At 44.0% G+C, this 18,972-nt stretch carries 12 protein-coding genes and 1 pseudogene; 4 read left to right on the forward strand and 9 right to left on the reverse strand.

Features of this window, described 5'->3' with window-relative positions; genetic code table 11:
* Positions 1-7: 7 nt before the first annotated feature.
* Positions 8-1,038 (reverse strand): annotated as a pseudogene (locus tag AACS00_RS11805) (alpha/beta hydrolase family protein).
* Positions 1,039-1,332: 294 nt separating this feature from the next.
* Here AACS00_RS11805 and AACS00_RS11810 point away from each other — a divergent pair.
* Positions 1,333-2,700 (forward strand): endonuclease/exonuclease/phosphatase family protein, encoded by a 1,368-nt coding sequence (locus tag AACS00_RS11810; protein WP_110167539.1) that lies wholly within the window; start codon positions 1,333-1,335, stop codon positions 2,698-2,700.
* A gap of 63 nt (positions 2,701-2,763) precedes the next feature.
* Here AACS00_RS11810 and mgtE (AACS00_RS11815) read toward each other — a convergent pair whose 3' ends face one another.
* From mgtE (AACS00_RS11815) to AACS00_RS11840, 6 genes are all read right to left on the reverse strand, one after another.
* The gene (gene mgtE / locus AACS00_RS11815; protein WP_110167540.1) at positions 2,764-4,134 is read right to left on the reverse strand and encodes a magnesium transporter; all 1,371 of its coding nucleotides are present in this window, start codon (positions 4,132-4,134) and stop codon (positions 2,764-2,766) included.
* 277 nt (positions 4,135-4,411) lie between these two features.
* A complete protein-coding gene (locus AACS00_RS11820) occupies positions 4,412-5,119 on the reverse strand; it encodes an MgtC/SapB family protein (RefSeq protein ID WP_110167541.1) in 708 nt (235 codons plus the stop codon).
* A 76-nt stretch (positions 5,120-5,195) separates the two neighbouring features.
* Complete coding sequence (gene mgtE / locus AACS00_RS11825) at positions 5,196-6,566, reverse strand: magnesium transporter (protein WP_110167542.1); 1,371 nt, start codon at positions 6,564-6,566, stop codon at positions 5,196-5,198.
* A 12-nt stretch (positions 6,567-6,578) separates the two neighbouring features.
* Positions 6,579-7,085, reverse strand: a complete 507-nt coding sequence (locus tag AACS00_RS11830; protein WP_072668742.1) for a hypothetical protein — start codon at positions 7,083-7,085, stop codon at positions 6,579-6,581.
* A gap of 560 nt (positions 7,086-7,645) precedes the next feature.
* Positions 7,646-7,969 carry a DOPA 4,5-dioxygenase family protein gene (locus AACS00_RS11835; RefSeq protein ID WP_072668743.1) on the reverse strand — a complete coding sequence of 108 codons (324 nt, stop codon included), beginning with the start codon at positions 7,967-7,969 and terminating at the stop codon, positions 7,646-7,648.
* Positions 7,970-8,143: 174 nt separating this feature from the next.
* Positions 8,144-9,049, reverse strand: a complete 906-nt coding sequence (locus AACS00_RS11840) for a LysR substrate-binding domain-containing protein (RefSeq protein WP_110167543.1) — start codon at positions 9,047-9,049, stop codon at positions 8,144-8,146.
* A gap of 103 nt (positions 9,050-9,152) precedes the next feature.
* On the opposite strand from AACS00_RS11840, the gene AACS00_RS11845 reads away from it, so the two are divergent.
* From AACS00_RS11845 to pcp, 3 genes are all read left to right on the forward strand, one after another.
* Positions 9,153-10,418 carry a D-amino acid dehydrogenase gene (locus AACS00_RS11845; protein WP_072668745.1) on the forward strand — a complete coding sequence of 422 codons (1,266 nt, stop codon included), beginning with the start codon at positions 9,153-9,155 and terminating at the stop codon, positions 10,416-10,418.
* 255 nt (positions 10,419-10,673) lie between these two features.
* Positions 10,674-12,218, forward strand: a complete 1,545-nt coding sequence (locus tag AACS00_RS11850; protein ID WP_110167544.1) for an alanine/glycine:cation symporter family protein — start codon at positions 10,674-10,676, stop codon at positions 12,216-12,218.
* Positions 12,219-12,384: 166 nt separating this feature from the next.
* Positions 12,385-13,029 carry a pyroglutamyl-peptidase I gene (gene pcp / locus AACS00_RS11855; RefSeq protein WP_110167545.1) on the forward strand — a complete coding sequence of 215 codons (645 nt, stop codon included), beginning with the start codon at positions 12,385-12,387 and terminating at the stop codon, positions 13,027-13,029.
* A gap of 154 nt (positions 13,030-13,183) precedes the next feature.
* On the opposite strand, the gene AACS00_RS11860 is transcribed toward pcp, so the two are convergent.
* Both AACS00_RS11860 and AACS00_RS11865 read right to left on the reverse strand, forming a co-directional pair.
* Positions 13,184-17,845 carry an InlB B-repeat-containing protein gene (locus AACS00_RS11860; RefSeq protein WP_339373276.1) on the reverse strand — a complete coding sequence of 1,554 codons (4,662 nt, stop codon included), beginning with the start codon at positions 17,843-17,845 and terminating at the stop codon, positions 13,184-13,186.
* Between the two features lie 350 nt (positions 17,846-18,195).
* Positions 18,196-18,786 carry an acetate uptake transporter gene (locus AACS00_RS11865; protein ID WP_110167547.1) on the reverse strand — a complete coding sequence of 197 codons (591 nt, stop codon included), beginning with the start codon at positions 18,784-18,786 and terminating at the stop codon, positions 18,196-18,198.
* Positions 18,787-18,972 lie beyond the last annotated feature (186 nt).

The raw sequence follows: 18,972 nt of genomic DNA on the forward strand, positions 1-18,972 counted from the left end.
TATGACACTAAGCTTGCTCACGCTCCTTGCTTAAAAACAATAAAATATCGGCAAATATGCTTTGATGGAGATCGCTACGCGTTATGCCTCTTCCATCTTTACAAATGATACCGTCACCTTGCACTTCTTCTTCAAGTAAATGGATTGCACCAGGTTTGCAAATGGGTAAAAAACTAAAATGCATCGCTTGCTCATACACTTTATAACGCCGTGATAGTAGCGGTATGTGTTCAGCTAAAAAACCTGACTCTTGAGTTTGAGGGAGATCGCCAATATCAATGCCAGCCGCCAAAATCAAAACTGGTGTTTTTATTTTACGAAGACTAGAGGAGGAAAAGCTGCGCGCTAAGCCTAGATCTAAGCTGATTACTTGCTTAATACGCTCATCGTGCAATCTTGCTGATAGAGGTTCATTGGGTTGTGACTCGGCCAATCCTAGCGCTTTTGCCAACCCACAGGTTCTAGGGTTTGGGTACAAAAGACATTGCTGATGAAAAAAGTGCGATCTACCTGAGCGCCAACCAGTTGTAACACGGTCCAGCCACCTAAAGAATGCCCTATCGCAGTCACATTCGTACGATCAATCACGCCGGACCACTGCTCATCAGACAATAAATAATCAAGCAGCCGACTTAAATCCTTGGGTCTTTGCCACCATTGCGCCGCTTGTTGAGGAGATGAATCAAGTGTCGTTGTTCCAGGGTGATCAACCGCTGCAACAACATAACCCTGCTCAACCAACTTCACCGCTAGCCAATGCTGGTTTCGCCAGTTACCTCGATAACCATGAGAAAGCACCACCAAAGGGGCAGAAGCGGTATTTACTGCACCATTTCCTATCACTGAATTACCTTGAAAAACTGGATTATCAGCAATCAAAGTGACTTGATTGGACGGCTTAGCTGGGTACCAGATGGATATAGATAAGGGCCTTTCTAAAGATTGGCTGATAACCTTTTGTTGGAAGCCAATCTCTGTAGCCGCAATACTTGATGGTAACATCAGTACCATAGTAATAAATGAACAAAACCAACGCATAACCCGCTCCTTTATAAATGATAATCTGCAGAGCTAGGTTCTGATATCGCGCTTTCTAATGCGTCCTCAATCCGGTTTTAGGACCTAAAAAATAAACCAAACCCACCAAAAAACCGGCACTAGTCACACAAAAATATATAAACAAGAATCTTCTTACACCTTGGGTGTGATTTTTATCACTTACAACAAGTAAGCATATCCTTACCATTCAGATAACGAATCAATGTGTCTTATCTGTCTGTATCGTTTAAATCGGTTTTGTTTTGAATGGACAGTTACTCTATGGTGTGAATAATGAAAAAAATGCGACTTGCTCCGACCGCTTTACTGCTCAGTAGCGCACTGCTCGTGGGCTGTAATCAGGATATCGATACCATGGCAACACCTGAAAAAACGCTTAAAATTGCTACCTATAATCTCTCTTTTGACCGTAACACCTTTGCACAACTGGTGACTGAAATGCAGGTCGAACCTGCGCAGCAGCAAGCTTTGGTTGAAGCTTACTTAGCGGGCAAGATTGAACAAAAAGACAAAACATTAGCGCAAAACGTTATCCAGATCCGCAATGTCGCGGCGGTTATTCAACATAATCGCCCTGATGTATTGATGATGGCGGAATTCAATAATGATGGTACTGGTGAAGATACTTCGGCGTTGATCGGCTTTCAAAACAATTATTTATCTGTAGCACAAAGCCGACAAGGCGCAGGAGGCGAGCCAGATCTAGAACCGATTCATTATCCGTTTGCTAAAGCTTACGCCACCAATACCGGGCTATTGAGTGAATTTGATTTAGATAACAATGGCCAAAAGGGTCAGTTACCGGGTGATGCTTGGGGATTTGGTTTTTATCACGGCCAATACGCGTTTGCTTTACTGTCTAAGTACCCGATTGATGCGAGTCAAACGCGCACCTTCCAGCACTTTAAATGGAAAGATATGGCTGGAGCAGAAAACCCCAAGATCACCATCTGTGATGGCTCACAAAAAATTCCTCAAGGCATGGTGTGTGGCGATGCTTGGTATAGCGATGCAGAATGGCAACAGGTGCGTTTATCGTCTAAAAACCATGTGGATGCACCGATTGTGATTCCAACTGTCGATGGGGATCAAGTGATCCATTTACTGATGTCTCACCCGACGCCCCCAGTCTTTGACCCTGGTAAAAATCAGCAACAAAACGCTGCAGAAGTGCAGTTTTGGCACCATTACATACAAAATCAGCCCTATTTTTATGATGATAAAGGTAAAACAGGGGGATTAGCCAACAATGAGAAGTTTGTCATCATGGGCGATTTAAATCTCGACCCGGTCGCCGGTGATGGGTTAAGTGAAATAATGCAAGCGCTGCATACCGATCCGCTACTTAATCAAAAGGTGACTCAAGGGACGCTTTACCCAAGTAGTCTTGGTGCCGCTGAATTTGCTGCGCAGCGATTATCAACTCATCCTCATCCACAGAGAATCACGTCCACTTTTGGCTTAGGCGTTGATTATGCTCTGCCTTCGGCCAACTTAACGGTTATTGATTCAGGTGTTTACTGGCCAGCGTCTGATCAAGTGGGTTATCGTTTAATGAATGACTCGCGTTTGGGCCGTTATGGGGATGGTAAAGATGTCTCTTCCGACCATCGCCTAATATGGGTTGAAGTGAAGTTATAGGGCATCCCAAGTTGTTGGGGGGATAAGAAAAGAGGCTCTATTTAGAGCCTCAATCAAGCAAGTTTAACCAACCGCTGGAAAATCTAAAATGCTGGTGGCGACTGAGAAATAGATAATAACCCCGACCGCATCGGCAATAGTGGTAACCAGTGGTGCACTGGCCGATGCCGGATCAAACTTAAGTTTACTGAGAATAAATGGCAGTGACATCCCGACCAGCGATCCAACCACCACCACGATTTGCATGGTTAACGCTACCACTAAGGCAATTTCTGGACCGCCGCGCCATAAACCAAGCAGCGATACCGCAATCGCCATAGTGATACCCAGTAAACCGGCGATAAACAGTTCTTTAGCCAGCATTTTCGCCCAGTCTTTACCAATGACTTCGCCGGTTGCAATCGCACGGACCATCAGCGTTGCCGACTGTGCCCCGGCGTTACCACTACTACCAATCAATAAGGGTAAGAAAAAGACCAGCGCAACATAGGCTTGAATTGTATCTTCAAAATAGGCGATCCCCGCTCCAGAAAAGAGATTACCGAACACCAGTAATACCAACCAAAACACGCGCTTACGGTACATTAAGCTCACTGATGCATCTTTGAGGTTACCGGAGAAGTCAACCGCGGCAGATTTGTGAATCGAACGATCGGCCTCTTCTTCTGCAACGTCCATCGCATCATCATAAGTCACAATACCGACCATGCGATTTTGTTGATCCAAGACCGGAAGAGCGAGTAAGTCATATTTACTGATCGCTTGCGCGGCGACATTTTGCGCTTCATCCACCCGCACAAAAATCAGCACTTGGGTCATGATTTTGCCAACCGTTAGACTTGGCTCAGAAATCATCAAATCACGCAGGGAAACGGTACCTTGCAGATGCATTTGCTCATCGACAACGTAAGCTTGGTAAATAGTTTCTCGCTCACTGGCGATTTTCCGTAGTTGGTTGATGGCTTCTTCAACGGTTTGATGGGCATCGAGTGTTGCGAAATCCGAGGTCATTAATGCCCCGACGCTCTCCTCTGGATAAGAGACTAAGCGCTGAATATCGCGCCGGTCTTCATCATCCATTTGTTGTAAAACTTCATGCTGAAACTCGGGCTCTAATTGGGTCAGTAAATCGGCGCGTTCATCATGAGGCATAAGCTCCGTCATTTGTGCGAGCTCTTGCGCATTAAGCTCTTCAGCAAGCTTTTCTTGCCAACGCAAGGAAAAATAACCAAACAGAGCGGCTTGTTTTTCTAACGAAATCAGCAGTAATAATTGCCCCGCTTCTTTAGCGGTTAAACTTTGATTATCCAACAATTCGGTCAAGGCTTCTGCGCAGTCAGCCAGTGGGTGCTCTTCAACAAAGCGTTCCATAGCCTCGGCATTTTGACTGATGTGCAGCGCCATGAGGTCTTGGGTCATGATATTGATTGACATTTAAATACTCTTTTCATTGTCATGTGAGCATGAATCAACATCATTATTGTTTTATCTTATCAAATGCCTTTAGCCGCTAAAGATACTGAGAGATAAAATAATAATGAGACGAATAGCATGCAAATGGCTGATTTTAGCACAGTTATATGACAACCAGAGTGAAGAAAAAGAAAAATCAGGTGATTCTGACAACCAACTAAGACAATGGATGTCGACAGAACCACCTGATTAACCTTGGGCATAGCAAGAGAATTCAACGTCTCTAGGCGATAGTGAATTAAGCCTCAACCACTTGCCAACTTGCCAGTGAAACAGTCGGCTCTAAACTTAGTCGACCAATGACTCGTTCAATGTGTGAATCGGTCCGCTGTGTTGCCATTACCGAAGAGATGACACGTACCTGAGTCTGTTTATCTTGGATTAAGGTTTCACTTTCTAACTTTTGTAATTGCAAAGCCCCCGAAGAGACACCTTGCAATAATAAAGCTCGAACATGCGCTTCATCAGTTTCTAAACAAACTACCTCTAAACGGTATTGCCACCAGCATTCCGCTTGTTGGACCGACTCGACAGGGCGATGGTTTATAAACCTGACTAATGGCCGTAATAGGGTATTGGTGGCTAAAATAACGATCGTCACCGCAAGTGCGCCTGACCACTGATTGGCACCAATCATCACTCCTATCGCGGCAGAGCACCACAAAGTAGCCGCGGTATTTAAGCCGCGAATATTGGCTCCTTCTTTCATTATGACGCCGGCACCGAGAAAACCGATACCTGAGACCACCTGCGCTGCCACGCGTGTTGGACTGGCATCGCCATCAACCATCATCGACATCAGAGTAAAGCTTGCGGCACCAAGGGACACTAAAGCATTCGTTCTTAGCCCAGCCATACGTTGATGCCATTGACGCTCAAGCCCAACCATGGCACCTAAACCTGCAGCTAACATGAGCGGCAGAATAAAATCAAACATTTCCCACATGATTTACTCTCCTTGCTAGGACTATGAAGCCTTGACAAACGTTAGTAATGCCAAAGCTCCTAGCCTATCAACCCACTTAAACCGTCGGTGGGAAATCCAAAATCATGGTTGCTACGGAGAAGTAAATGATGACTCCCACCGCATCGGCAATCGTAGTGATCAATGGCGCACTGGCTGATGCAGGATCAAACTTCAGTTTGCTGAGGATAAATGGTAAAGACATACCAACAACCGAGCCAACAATCACCACAATTTGCATGGTAATTGCCACGACTAAAGCGATCTCTGGTCCACCGCGCCATAAGCCAAGCATCGATACCGCGACAGCCATGGTTACGCCGAGTAGCCCCGCTATCATCACCTCTCTACCAAGCATTTTGGCCCAATCTTTACCAATAACTTCTCCGGTAGCCAGTGCCCGCACCATCAAGGTGGCTGACTGAGATCCCGCATTACCCCCACTGTCGATAAGTAGCGGTAAAAAGAAGACCAACGCCACATAGGCATGGATGGTATCTTCAAAATGGGCAATCCCCGCTCCAGAAAATAGGTTACCAAAGACCAGTAACACCAGCCAAAATACGCGCTTACGGTACATTAATCCCACTGAGGCCTCTTTTAAGTTGCCTGTGAAATCGACCGCTGCCGACTTATGCATATGACGAGCGGCTTCTTCTTCTGCCACATCCATCGCATCGTCGTAAGTCACAATACCCACTAGACGATTTTGTTCATCGACTACGGGTAACGCGAGCAAATCATATTTACTGATCGCTTGTGCTGCGACGTTTTGATCTTCATCGACTCGGACAAAAATCAACACTCGGGTCATGATCTTACCCACAGTTGAGCTGGGTTCTGAAATCACCAAATCGCGTAGTGACACTGTACCTTGTAAACGCTGCTGTTCATCGACCACATAAGCCTGATAGATGGTTTCGGTTTGCTTAGCAATGCTGCGCAATTTTTGCATCGCTTGTTCAACCGTATAATCAGCAGCAAGCACAGCAAAATCAGAGGTCATCACCGCACCGACACTCTCCTCTGGATAAGAAACCAGCCTTTGAATGTCGGAACGCTCTTCGCTATCCATTTGCTCTAATACTTGCTGCTGAAGCTCGGGCTCCAACTGAGTCAATAAATCGGCTCGTTCATCGTGTGGCATCAGCTCAGTTAATTGAGTAAGAAGCTGAGCATCCATTTGCTCAGCCAACTTTTCTTGCCACGTTAAACTAAAATAACCAAACAGAGCAACTTGCTTTTCTAATGGCAGTAAGGCGAGCAGTTGGCATACCTCTTGTTCCGTTAATTGTTGTTCAGTTAATAACTGCGCAAAAGCTTCAGCACAGTCCGCCAAAGGATATTGGTCGATAAAACGTAGCATCGCGGCTTGATTATGGCTGATGTGCAGTGCCAACAGCTCTTGAGTCATGATAGAAACAGACATCGTGCTCTTCCCTTAGTGCTTCCAAAAACGCACAAAGCGTTTCCAGCCAGATGAAGTTTTAGCCACACCTTGATCATTAAGTTCAAGTTGGTGACGAATGATCGCGCGGGCAGCGTTTAATTCCAACACTCCCACGACACGGTGGCGGCTATCCAAAATTGGCAGCACGGGCCATTGGCTTTTTCTCAGTTGTAATGCGGCTGGGTAAGCTTCGCTTAAGGCGAAAGTATAATGATTAGCCCCTTGCACCAGTGCAGTGACAGGCTGAGTTTTATCAGCACATAATAAACGGCTAATAGACACCAAACCTTGGTACTCAGCGCGATCATTAATCAACGCAATAACATGAACGGAAGAAGAAAACAGCGGGCTCGCTTTGAGCATGGTGATCACTTCTTGCACCTGTAATTGGTCACTGACACAGAAAAAATCACGCTTAGCGTGGCTCAATACTGCGCGTTGCACTGGGGTACGGGCTTTTTTTACATCAGCGATGTAATGCGTACGAAAAACTGTCATCTTTGTCTCTCCTGAGTTGGGCTCAGGACAAAGAAACCTGGTGATCGCAACCACAAATTTTGCCTAAACGAAAAACGCTTAGCGCAACAGTAGGTTTGCGAAGCACGACGTGTCGGCTCACAGCGTGTGAGCATCAGTCATAGGTTACGCAAAGGCAAACGTTGCCTTACTGCGCAAAGTATTAACGTATGGAATTAACGATGGAAGGAAAGAGTTCGCTTTGCCAAGGGTAGTTACCGCCTGACAACAGCTAAAGAGAATTTAGCGACAGGCTAGCAAGAAACCGTTGGTGTTTTCGAACCATCGAAAAGACCATACTGTGATATTCGACTACTCGACGAGTCCATAGGTTTCTATTGTACCTCGATAAATTAAAAGGGATCGGTTGTTACTCGGTTTAACGCTTAAAGTGTAGCGTTAAATTGCATCAACCGGGTTATTTTTCGCGCTAAATATTATTGATCAACCAATTGAAAGTCAATTTAAAATTAAGCGCGAACAGATTTTTTTTACCATTTATCTCACACTAGCAACAACGGTTCTTTTAGAAAGCGGACCGACTAACGCAACGTCTCTTGATTGACACCGAGGTTCTCACCTAGCCACATCACTTGATGTTCACTATGATCATGCCAATCATCCCCAGAAACAGGATGAATTAAGACACTCAAAGGGCCACGCGCATTATCCAGCCAACCAATGAAGGATTTTTGCTGTTCGGTAAAATGAATTTCAAACATCGGTTTGCGATGGGGGCCAACCAAACGCGGAACCAAAGGAAAGATGGCACTAATCTGCTCGCGGCATTCAGCAATAATGGTTTGTTGCAAAGCATAAGCGAGTGGCTGCTGAGATAAATCAAAATAAACATGAGCGTGATACATCATTTACTCCTTGGGCAAGTAGGACAAGTTCTCACTATTATACGGGGCGTAGCGATGAAACCTAGCCTGAGTTTTTCAGCAACTTGGTTAAGATTTTTGAACGATCAGATTTATTCATCGTTACTTGCCAGTACATATCACCACTGAGTAAGCGGCCATCGCCAATCGTATCGATTAATCAGCTCGATAAACTTGCCCTTTTAACCATTCGATAAAAATCGCCGTAGTATCACTTTGATTATGAGCAATTAAGTAATAGCCAGCGTTCGCGGCTATTGGCTCAAATGGCGTGACTAATTTGCCCTGTTCTAATTCATTACTCAGTAGAGCCAGCCTTGCCATGGCGATACCAACACCCGCCTCTGCCGCCGACATGGCCATGTCGGTTCGATTAAAAAAATGGCCTTGATGCGTCGCCAATTCAATGCCCATTTCCGAAGCCCAGTACAACCACTCATAATCCCGAGCCGCTTTTGCCCATGGCATAGCATCATGCAACAAAACGACCTCGCGCCACGCCGATGGGCGACGTTCATGCGTCATTAAATCGGGATGAGCTGCCAGATAAGCTGGGCTCATCACTGGTAATAAATACTCTTCCAATAATAATTCTGCGTTGGCTTTAGAATAAGGAAACGGCCCGTAGTCAATCGCCAGATCAAAATCGCGCCGATCGCTATCCACTAATGCTCCTTCCGCGAAGGTTTGAATTTGAATATCAGGATAATGACGATAAAAGTCTTCCAGCCGGGGCACTAACCATTTAAAGGCAAATGATGGGGTGAGTTTTAAACGTATCTCACGTCGATTGGCTCGTTGGTTAAGATGCTCAATTGTACTGTCAATATCTTGCAAGCTACGTTGAACAACCACCAATAAGGTTTGCCCCGCTTCGGTTAACCGAACTCCTCGCGAGTGCCGTTCAAAAAGACTAAAACCTAATTGCGCTTCAAGCTGCAATAATTGCTGGCTAATCGCGCCCGTCGTAATGTGCAAACTTTTCGCAGCACTACTGAAACTGGTATGATGAGCGACCTGTACAAAGGTATGTAATGCTGCAAGGTAAGTATTCTTTAACATGGCAACAGCCTTTAGAAAAACTAAACACTGATGATAATTTTTATCGATTGTTAACAAAAGGTAAATCAAAGAAACTACTTACGTTGTTAATTTGGAGGTTGTCATGGAAATTATTGTTTTAGGTAGTGGTGTTATTGGCTTAACCAGTGCTTGGTATTTATCACAAGCAGGGCACAGTGTGACGGTTATCGATCGTCAAGCCAGAAGTGCAGAAGAAACCAGTTTTGCCAACGCAGGGCAAGTTTCCTACGGTTATTCTTCGCCTTGGGCAGCCCCAGGTGTGCCGCAAAAAGCCATCAAATGGCTACTGGAAAAACACGCACCGCTGAAAATTAAGCCATCACTTGATCCCAAGTTACTCAATTGGACAACCCAAATGCTGGCGAACTGCCAGTTATCCCGTTATCAAGTCAATAAAGCTCGTATGTTGTCGATTGCTAATCATAGCCGAGAGTGTTTGATTGAATTGAATAAAAATTACGATATTCAATATCAAGGCCGACAAAAAGGTACCTTGCAAGTATTTAGGAAACAAAAACAATTGCAAGCGGTTGAAAAAGACATGCAGTTGCTGGAAGAAAGTGGCACTCGTTTCGAACTGCTGGATGTCGCTGGCTGCTTGAAACAAGAGCCGGGATTAACGCCAGTTCAAGAGAAACTGGTTGGTGGCTTGTATTTACCCGATGACGAAACTGGTGACTGTTATCTGTTTTGCCAGCAATTAACCGAATTGGCAAAATCAAAAGGGGTACGCTTTGAGTTTAACACTCAAGTGCAAGGCTTACTTAGCGAAGGCAATAAGATCACTGGTGTTCAAACCGATAAGGGATTGCTTAAAGCCGATGCTTATGTGGTTGCGATGGGTAGCTACTCTCCGGCGCTACTCAAACCATTTGGCATTGATCTCCCCGTTTATCCGGTAAAAGGATACTCATTAACCGTACCGATCCGTGACGCCGATTTTGCTCCGCAATCCACCGTGATGGATGAAACCTATAAGGTTGCCCTAACCCGTTTTGATGAACGGATTCGCGTCGCTGGAACGGCTGAATTAGCGGGTTTTGACCCTTCAATTCCCGAAGCGCGTAAAGCCACGATTGAAATGGTGGTGAAGGATCTCTTCCCTCAAGGCGGTTATTTCGAACAAGCGGAATTTTGGACTGGCTTTCGCCCCATGACCCCTGATGGCACGCCAATCATTGGCGCAACCAAGCTCGACAACCTTTATACGAACACTGGTCATGGAACATTAGGCTGGACGATGGCTTGTGGCTCTGCAAGCTTACTGGCCGATATTATCAGCCAACGTCCGAGTAAAATAAAAACCAGTGAACTCAACGTATCTCGCTATGGTCAGGCGGTATCGTAGGACTATGAGCATCTAATCAATCCGTAATGTCACATCTTCTCAGGCTCAGCACCGTTAGGGTGTATGAGCCATTTTTGTTGAGCCGCAATTACTCCCCGCACAAAACACCACTAAAAATTAACACAATAAGACCACTTACGTGATGAATACCACATAAACACGCAAGAGAGAAAAAACCAGTTAACAAAATAGTTACAAGAGATCTAAGATGTGGATGCAAAACAAACACAACAATTCGTTAACAGGGAAACTTTCATGCAGTCATTTGTTGATTTTATTAATGGAATAATTTGGAGCCCAGCCCTAGTGTATTTATGTCTTGGCGCTGGTTTGTTTTACTCAATCAATACTCGCTTTGTACAAGTTCGTCATTTCACCGAAATGTGGCGCTTGCTACTGTCAGGCAAAAGCTCATCAAAAGGGATCTCTTCTTTTCAGGCATTGGCCGTATCTTTATCCGGTCGAGTCGGGACAGGTAATATCGCCGGTGTCGCTGCTGCGATTGGTTTTGGTGGACCCGGTGCGGTATTTTGGATGTGGATGGTGGCCTTTTTTGGTGCTGCCACCGCCTATGCAGAGTCGACCTTAGCGCAAATTTATAAAGAAGAAGACAAAGATACTGGTCAGTTCCGTGGTGGACCGGCTTATTACATTGAAAAAGCCATAGGTCAAAAATGGTATGCATGGATCTTTGCCATTGCGACTATTTTAGCTTGTGGGGTTTTACTGCCGGGTATTCAATCGAACAGTATCGGTAATGCAGTTGAAATGGCGTTTGGCTCTGGAGACATGGTCGAAACAGCCATGGGCACCTTTAGTTTTGCGAAGATCTTTACTGGTGCATTAATCTGTATTGTGCTGGCTTTCATTATTTTCGGTGGTGTTAAGCGTATTGCTCAATTTACTCAGTTTGTCGTTCCTTTTATGGCCCTGGCTTACGTTATCCTCGCCTTTATCATCATTCTTTTAAATATTACTCAAGTTCCCGCTATTTTCATTATGATTATTGGTGATGCTTTCACTCCTATGGCTGGCTTTGGTGCTGCTATCGGTTGGGGGGTTATGCGTGGCGTATATTCTAATGAAGCAGGTCAAGGCACAGGGCCTCATGCTGCAGCTGCAGCGAGTGTCCAACACCCAGTGCAACAAGGGTTAGTTCAGTCATTTTCTGTCTACATTGATACTTTACTGGTTTGTTCAGCCACTGCTTTCATGATCCTAATCACCGGCGCTTATAATGTTCACGGTGCTGAGGGGATGATACTGCAAAATTTACCAGCCGATATTGCAGCTAACAGCCCAGCCTTTACCCAAATGGCGATTGAAACCACCCTACCAGGGATTGGTAAGCCATTCGTGGCTATGGCACTGTTCTTCTTCTCATTTACCACGATATTAGCTTATTACTATATCGCAGAGACTAACATTGCCTACATTCGCCGTAGCTTCAAAATCAGTAGTGCTATGTTTTTGCTTAAAGTAGCCATGGTTGCTGTGGTGTTCTACGGTAGTATCAACACTGCTAATCTTGCATGGGCGCTCGGCGACGTTGGTGTAGGACTAATGGCATGGCTGAATATTGTTGGTATTTTAATTATCTTCTTTTTGGCTAAACCGACCATCGTGGCGCTAAAAGATTATGAAGAACAGCAAAAGCAAGGCGTTGAAGAATTTACTTTCAACCCCGTCAAGCTTGGCATTAAAAATGCCACTTATTGGGAAGAGAAATACCTACGTAAAACCGGCCAAGCTCCCACCGCTGAACCGGAAGGTAAAACAACCGAGCAGCCAAGTACCTAATGAGTAAGGCCGCTTTGTAAACACAACCTGCTGTATATAAAAACAAAAAACAGTACCAAGGGTTAGCGATTGCTAACCCTTTTTTATATTTGCATAATGCTGAGTATGATAAAACCAAGCGTAGGGTAAACGGTTACGCCCCCCCGCTTTATAAGGATTTACATGGATGTTTAAAGTACTGATCACCGGCTTTGAGCCATTTGGAGAGGATAGCCTTAACCCATCACTGGCGTTAATCAATGCACAACAACAACTACAACTCACAGGGGTTGAGGTGATTGGCTGTGTTCTACCCGTGGTTCGTTATCAAGCCGCTGAAACTGCGATTAAAGCCATTGAGATACATCAACCCGATCTAGTCTTGATGTTCGGGCAAGCCAGCGGACGCGCTGCCATTACGCCAGAGCGAATAGCCATTAATCTTGATGACTACCGGATAGCCGATAATGCTGGTCATCAACCGATCGATGAGCCCATTATTGCCGATGGGCCAGCGGCGTACTTTACGACCCTACCGGTCAAAGCCATGGTGGAGGATTTACAACAAGCGGGGATCGCCGCCGAAGTATCCCACTCGGCAGGAACCTTTGTCTGTAATCATCTGTTTTATTCTATTCAGCATTATTTAGCTCAACATGATATTCCGAGTGGCTTTATCCATATCCCAGCATTACCAGAACAAGTTCCAGCGACTAATCCATCACTACCCAGCTTAGGATTAGAACCGCTCATAGCAGCCGTACAAGTTATGATTCAAGCCTGTTATCACAGCAAACAAGACAGACAAATCGTCGGTGGCAGTGTGTGCTGATGAACTAAGTAATAACAAAAATTAAACTCTTGTTTATATGACGATATTTAAAACAGTAATGGGCTTAAATTTATTAAGCCCAACTCACTAAACAAAAAGCGCCTAGATATTCAGCCACAAATAAGATTACTATCTTATATAATCATAACAGCAGCTAAAAATTATAAATCAAACCTAATGTCAACATATGAACACCTTGATGCTCTGAGCGATAATGAGCAAGTTCTCCAAGTAGACTCCAATTAGAGCACCATTGATAACGCGCACCAATACTAAACATCCCTGAATGGCCATTACGAGAGAAGGTAGCGACTTCATGAATATCAACATCTTCTTTCCAAACAAAAATACCTGTGCGAGTAAAAAAATCAATGCTGTCGGTAACAGGTAGTAAACCAATAATAGAAAAGTCCACACCACTTCCTGAACTAGGTAAACTATTTTTATAAGTATCAACAGGTAATAAAGGATCAATATCTATCTGAGTTTTTACTTTACCTAAATCAACATAGCCAACCTCTAAAGCAAAATGCTTATTCAATTTAAAGCCACCAAAAATACGTAAACCGAATCGTTCAGAATCAAGTGAGTTAATTTGATTACCAGAAGAAAACTGGTCAAGGCGAGTCTGCACCGAGCTTTTTGACTCTCCGCCAAACACGCCGCCTAATTGACCGCCTAAATACCAAGAACCTTCATTACGAGGTTCGGAAGCCACAGATGGAAACGATAGGACTATCATCATCGTAGTAATAATCAAGATAGATGAGCGCTTAGTACCTAGTAACGAGCTTACCGAACGACGATAAATCCCTAGCACAACAATAGCCAAAAGGTACATGATACTCATCACACCTCCCGAGCTAACAACTTGTATTGGCTGGGTTGTTTTATCTTGTTCAGCTAAACCGAGGGCAAGTGTTCCTGGATCTCGAATCACTCCATCAGCTCGCCCGTCAATATCGTTGGGTCCACCATCTTCGATAATTAAGCGAATACAACCATGACCAGTTATCAATCCCGATTGCCAACGAGGAGAACCGCTCCATGGGCATATACCATTAATCCGAGGCGCTGAATGAAGTTGATTCGCTAAACCATCACTTTCAAAGTCTCTCCAGCCAGATTCTCCATGCCACTTTCTCCACGTTGCATTCTCTGGGATCACTGTACCTTCTGGCAATGGAACAACGACTGGCACTGATTGCCCTGGGAATTGTAACTCACTTATTTCAAAATCAATTAAATAACCCAAATGTTCAAAGCGGGTATCGTTACGATTATTCGCTGGATTACCTTGGCTATCTTTCAAATTATCAGTGTTGATACCGATTCCGAAACTATCTTCACTCCAAGATACTTGTTCCGCATTTTGTCCCATTCGTAAACGATACCCAGAAGGTACTTCTAATAGAACATCGGAACTGAGTGTTCCTATACACTGATTGTTACCAACAGCCCTAAATTCCCCAGCAGAACAAATGGGTAAACGATGTGAACCATTTTGCTCCTGCTGTTGAATAAGTTGGGTATAAGAGACTGAAATATCTTCAACGATTCTCAGTCTCTCTTCTATCAATAATCGACGTCCATCTTCATGAGTCACTTCTATACGAATAGGGTGAACACCAATGCCCAAGATAGATGGCGAGATACTGGTTGAACTTCCTGTTACAGAGTTAAGCAAAGGCGTTGAGCGACTCCAATCAAAACTCTGAGCTTGTGGGGCGTTCACTGAAATAGAAATATCTTCGTCATTTAAACGAACAACTGGTTCAGACATCGTCAGTTGAGCAACAAATGGCATTTGCTGAGGTAAACGAAGTTGAACAACATGCTTATCTGGCGTACCTACCATAACGGTATCTTGCATCGCTTCCTGATTCAGAGAAACAACCACTTGCTCACTGACGCTATTCGGAGTAGCAAGAAGAGTAATCACTGATTGTGTTCCTTTACCTTGAGTAACTGAAAAACTTCCACTAGGTAAGGTTAAAGTTTGTTCTGAAGTCACTAAATTAGATAATAAGAGATGGTTTTCTATCTCGTATTCAATATCTATGGTGGCAGATTCTAAGAGCCCATTAACTATCAATCGAATTTCAACTGCATCGCCATCCGTACCAAATTGACGGCTACTTGCGAAAGCCAATTGGGGCAAAACTAAAAACTCAACAACAACGATAGTTTGATCTTCATTTTGAAAAATCACCTCGTAGCGGCCTGCAATCGGAGATTCGAATACATAAACACCTTGCTCATTGATCCACAGCACCACATTACCGGTTGCTTCATCAATCAAAAGATTCGGATGTTGTCCGGGAATAAGTCTCGTTGTTTCTTCTCCACGTATAATACTACTTTCAATGAACTGGCCATCATTCTCAGAAAGGAAGCGCAACTCTTCTCCGATAGAGATTTTACTGCTTTCTAAAGGCTCTCCGTTTTCAGTAATCAAAGGGTTGTCTTGGCTAGGAGGAAGAATCAATTGCCATTGTGCAGTTACTGTCAAATTAGTCGCAGGTATAGAACTAGGCAGTGCTGGCATCCAACCAACAAACGAATGCCCATCTTTTATTGGTGCCTGTGGAGCATTGACCGTTGTTCCAAAGTCCTGCGTAATCGCCTCTACCGGACTACCACCATCACTATTAAAAGTGATGGTGTACTGATTAACACTCCACTGGGCTGTTAGTGTAAGATTCTCTGCTGGCATGGTAGCTGGAACTTCTGGACTCCAACCCAAGAAATGATGCCCTTCTTTGCTAGGAACGGGAGGGGTTGTTATCTCTGAAGCAAAGTCCTGAGTAATAGATTGAATTGGCGAACCACCTGTACTATCGAAATTAATGGTATATTGATTCCTTATCCATTGTGCATAGAGCGTTACCTCACCGACGAGTTGAGTAATGCTATCTCCTGCCACATAAGCCGTACCACTACCATCCGCTTCATGATTCCAACCAATAAAACTAAAACCTATTTTGGTGAGCGTTCCCTGATCAGGGTAAACACCTCCCCCCTGATAAAGCGGTGCTTCTCCCTCATCAGCCCCATTAGCTTCAAAACTCAGTACAAAACCATTAACTTGATAGGCTCCAATATCGACACTACCAACACGTAAAAACCCTCGTTGATCATCTTTTGGAATCGAAGATCCACTCTGACCAGCACCAATAGCAGGGCTGCCAGATAAAAGCGCTAAAGTTTGAGTGGGCCCACCATTATCAGCTAAAGGCCCTAATAGTGGGTCTTCATTGAGTAAGTTATCTAGGGTTTCGTCATTAACAACCACTCTATTACCGACAACACTATGGCTGTAGAGCATTTTTTGACCCACAGGTACTGATACATCAGCACTATCCGCATCTAAGCCAGAACTATTGCCATTAATAATAGTATTAATAATCTGGTGAGTATTAGAACTACTAAACTCTTGTCCTATACCTCCTCCCCAACCTGAAGAATGATTATTTACCAAAGTTGAGTTGATTAAAATCAAAGTACTACCAGAACTAGGAGCGATAGTTCCACCTTGTGTTGAATTAGAAGGACTGGCGGCAGTTAGGCTATTGTTATAAAAAGTAGAATTGGTAATTTCAGCCAACCCTGAGAAACGAATTGCTCCGCCCCACACCTGACCACCATTGGTTCGATGAGCGCTGTTTTCATCAAATAAACAACGATTAATGATTAGCCTACTGTTAGAATTTATTGCCCCTCCCCCACCAATAAAGGTGGAAACATTACGGTTATTGCTCAATCGACAACGTTCTAAAAACAATGGAGACTGAGCCTGAATGGCTCCACCATAGCTATTCCCCCCCGAAGCATTACCATTTTGTAAAGTGAGATCACTGATTCTAATTTCGGGTAAACCGGAGTTGATATTAAAAATTCTTCCTGTTTCTGATTCAGGGACTTCCATTGCTTGAATAATCGTGTGTTCAGCGCCAGCACCTCTAATGACTAATGCTTTATCGATCGTAATGTTTTTTTCGGTGAAAACTTCTGCTTCCAATTGCAAAATATCATAAGGCTCAGCAGCAGCCACTGCTGCTGCTATGGTGGCAAAGTCGCCACTGCTACCTACGGTATGCAAATCTCGAAATTGCAGCGTTAAATCATTGACTTGGGCATTAATATTGGCATCAGCATCCCCATTGATAAAAGCGGAATCCAATAATTGAAGAGTCAAATCCGTTACCGTATCCATTTGACCATTATTGTCTGCGTTACCGAGAATACTCAGCTCCAATTCACTACTGCTGTTAAATATTAAACTTGCAGTTAAGCCAACTGGAAGATGAGTTAAAACGGCCTTGCCTTGCTGTAGAAAGTCATCACCGACATGCCCACTAAAACCATCGCCATCCAACAGGTTATGGCTAATCAATACACTACCATCAAAACGGCCATCATTATGTAAGCTTTCAAATAGAGTTTTGCTACTAAAACTTACCACTGGGCCAGCAGGAAGCACCGTCGGTGCGGGGCTCGACCAACCGCCCCATCCACTTTCTGGCGGTGTATCCGCATCAGAAGTAACACGATAGTACATACCAAAACAAGACTCATACGGTTCGAGAAACCAGTTACCATAACAACGTTTTAGGTACCAGGTCTGTGCTCCTTCTTCTTCTTTACGAAAAGCAGGTACATCATCGACAAGTCCATATTCCATATACAAACCATTGGCATCATCATCACCAGCATCACTGACGATATAAGCCGCTTGAGCCGTTGACATATAGAAAATAGCAAGCATAAACACAGTGATAAAATACCGCATCCATAGGTTGCTTTTGCTAGTCATAACATCCATGTGTAAGCCCTTTCTATTCACCCCATTTATATACAAACTAGGGCATAGATTAAAAAAACACCAGTTAATGTGCTTGTTTTTATCTTTATGAAAGCCATTAAACCTAAGCAACGTTTGCTAAAGATAGAGAGCAATAAGCTGGCCACAATTCATAAATTGAATAACTACGAAGAATAATTGAAAAGGTAAATGCGTAAAGGCCGATAGGTATAGAGAGAATGTGATTGGGGTAAACGAACGTAGCCAATACGGCAGCCGCTCTTCAAGTTGGAAGGAAATAATACGAAAAAGCCCACACATAGAGAATCTAAAGTTTGCTATGTGTGGGGTGATTGAGATGACTAAGCCGTTAATGGCCTTGCTGTTTCTACTTTACGCTTAGCACCAATAGGCAATACGGTTCTGCCGTACTCATTATTGATCACTTGCGCCATGGCAAAATAAATCGCACTCGCACCGCAGAAAATACCTTCAAAGCCAGCAATCGTACCAATCAGCTCACTACCAGTAAAATCACGCAGCGCCAGTAAAGCAAACAAGATAGTTAACGAACCAAACACCACTTGTTTAGCCAATGGGTAGCACAGTGAACCAATAAACATGAAGCCAGTAAAAATGCCCCACAACGTTAAATACCAGCCCATAAAATGAGCCGGGCTGGCTGGCAGTCCCATATATGGCATCACTAATAGACCAACTAAGGTTAACCAAAATAAACCGTATGAGGTAAACGCAGTGGTACCAAAAGTATCCCCGCGTTTAAAGCACATGATGCCAACAATCACTTGGCTCAGACCTCCATAAAAGATCCCCATAGCCAAAATCATTGAATCAATTGGGAAGAAACCAGCATTATGGATATTAAGTAGAATTGTTGTCATACCAAAACCCATCAAGCCAAGCGGTGCAGGGTTAGCAAGTTGCGTCGACATTCACATTACCTTCAAAAATGTTAATAAAAATTACGCGCGAAGTTTAGTGAACAAGTCGTAAAAAAGGAAAAACCATTAATGAAAACTTAGATTACATTTATACAACTTTTGTTACATTTAGTATTCTATAGTCAAAGGGCCTGAACTATCAGACAACCAAGGATGGATCAGACCTCATGCCTTTGC

It is taken from the genome of Vibrio sp. 11986-1-5, from assembly GCF_963878025.1.
GTDB lineage: Bacteria > Pseudomonadota > Gammaproteobacteria > Enterobacterales > Vibrionaceae > Vibrio > Vibrio injensis.

Coding starts and splice junctions, on each gene's coding strand:
- AACS00_RS11810 (WP_110167539.1), top strand. CDS start 1,333: ATGAAAAAAATGCGACTTGCTCCGACCGCTTTACTGCTCAGTAGCGCA.
- mgtE (WP_110167540.1), bottom strand. CDS start 4,134: ATGTCAATCAATATCATGACCCAAGACCTCATGGCGCTGCACATCAGT.
- AACS00_RS11820 (WP_110167541.1), bottom strand. CDS start 5,119: ATGTGGGAAATGTTTGATTTTATTCTGCCGCTCATGTTAGCTGCAGGT.
- mgtE (WP_110167542.1), bottom strand. CDS start 6,566: ATGTCTGTTTCTATCATGACTCAAGAGCTGTTGGCACTGCACATCAGC.
- AACS00_RS11830 (WP_072668742.1), bottom strand. CDS start 7,085: ATGACAGTTTTTCGTACGCATTACATCGCTGATGTAAAAAAAGCCCGT.
- AACS00_RS11835 (WP_072668743.1), bottom strand. CDS start 7,969: ATGTATCACGCTCATGTTTATTTTGATTTATCTCAGCAGCCACTCGCT.
- AACS00_RS11840 (WP_110167543.1), bottom strand. CDS start 9,049: ATGTTAAAGAATACTTACCTTGCAGCATTACATACCTTTGTACAGGTC.
- AACS00_RS11845 (WP_072668745.1), top strand. CDS start 9,153: ATGGAAATTATTGTTTTAGGTAGTGGTGTTATTGGCTTAACCAGTGCT.
- AACS00_RS11850 (WP_110167544.1), top strand. CDS start 10,674: ATGCAGTCATTTGTTGATTTTATTAATGGAATAATTTGGAGCCCAGCC.
- pcp (WP_110167545.1), top strand. CDS start 12,385: ATGTTTAAAGTACTGATCACCGGCTTTGAGCCATTTGGAGAGGATAGC.
- AACS00_RS11860 (WP_339373276.1), bottom strand. CDS start 17,845: ATGACTAGCAAAAGCAACCTATGGATGCGGTATTTTATCACTGTGTTT.
- AACS00_RS11865 (WP_110167547.1), bottom strand. CDS start 18,786: ATGTCGACGCAACTTGCTAACCCTGCACCGCTTGGCTTGATGGGTTTT.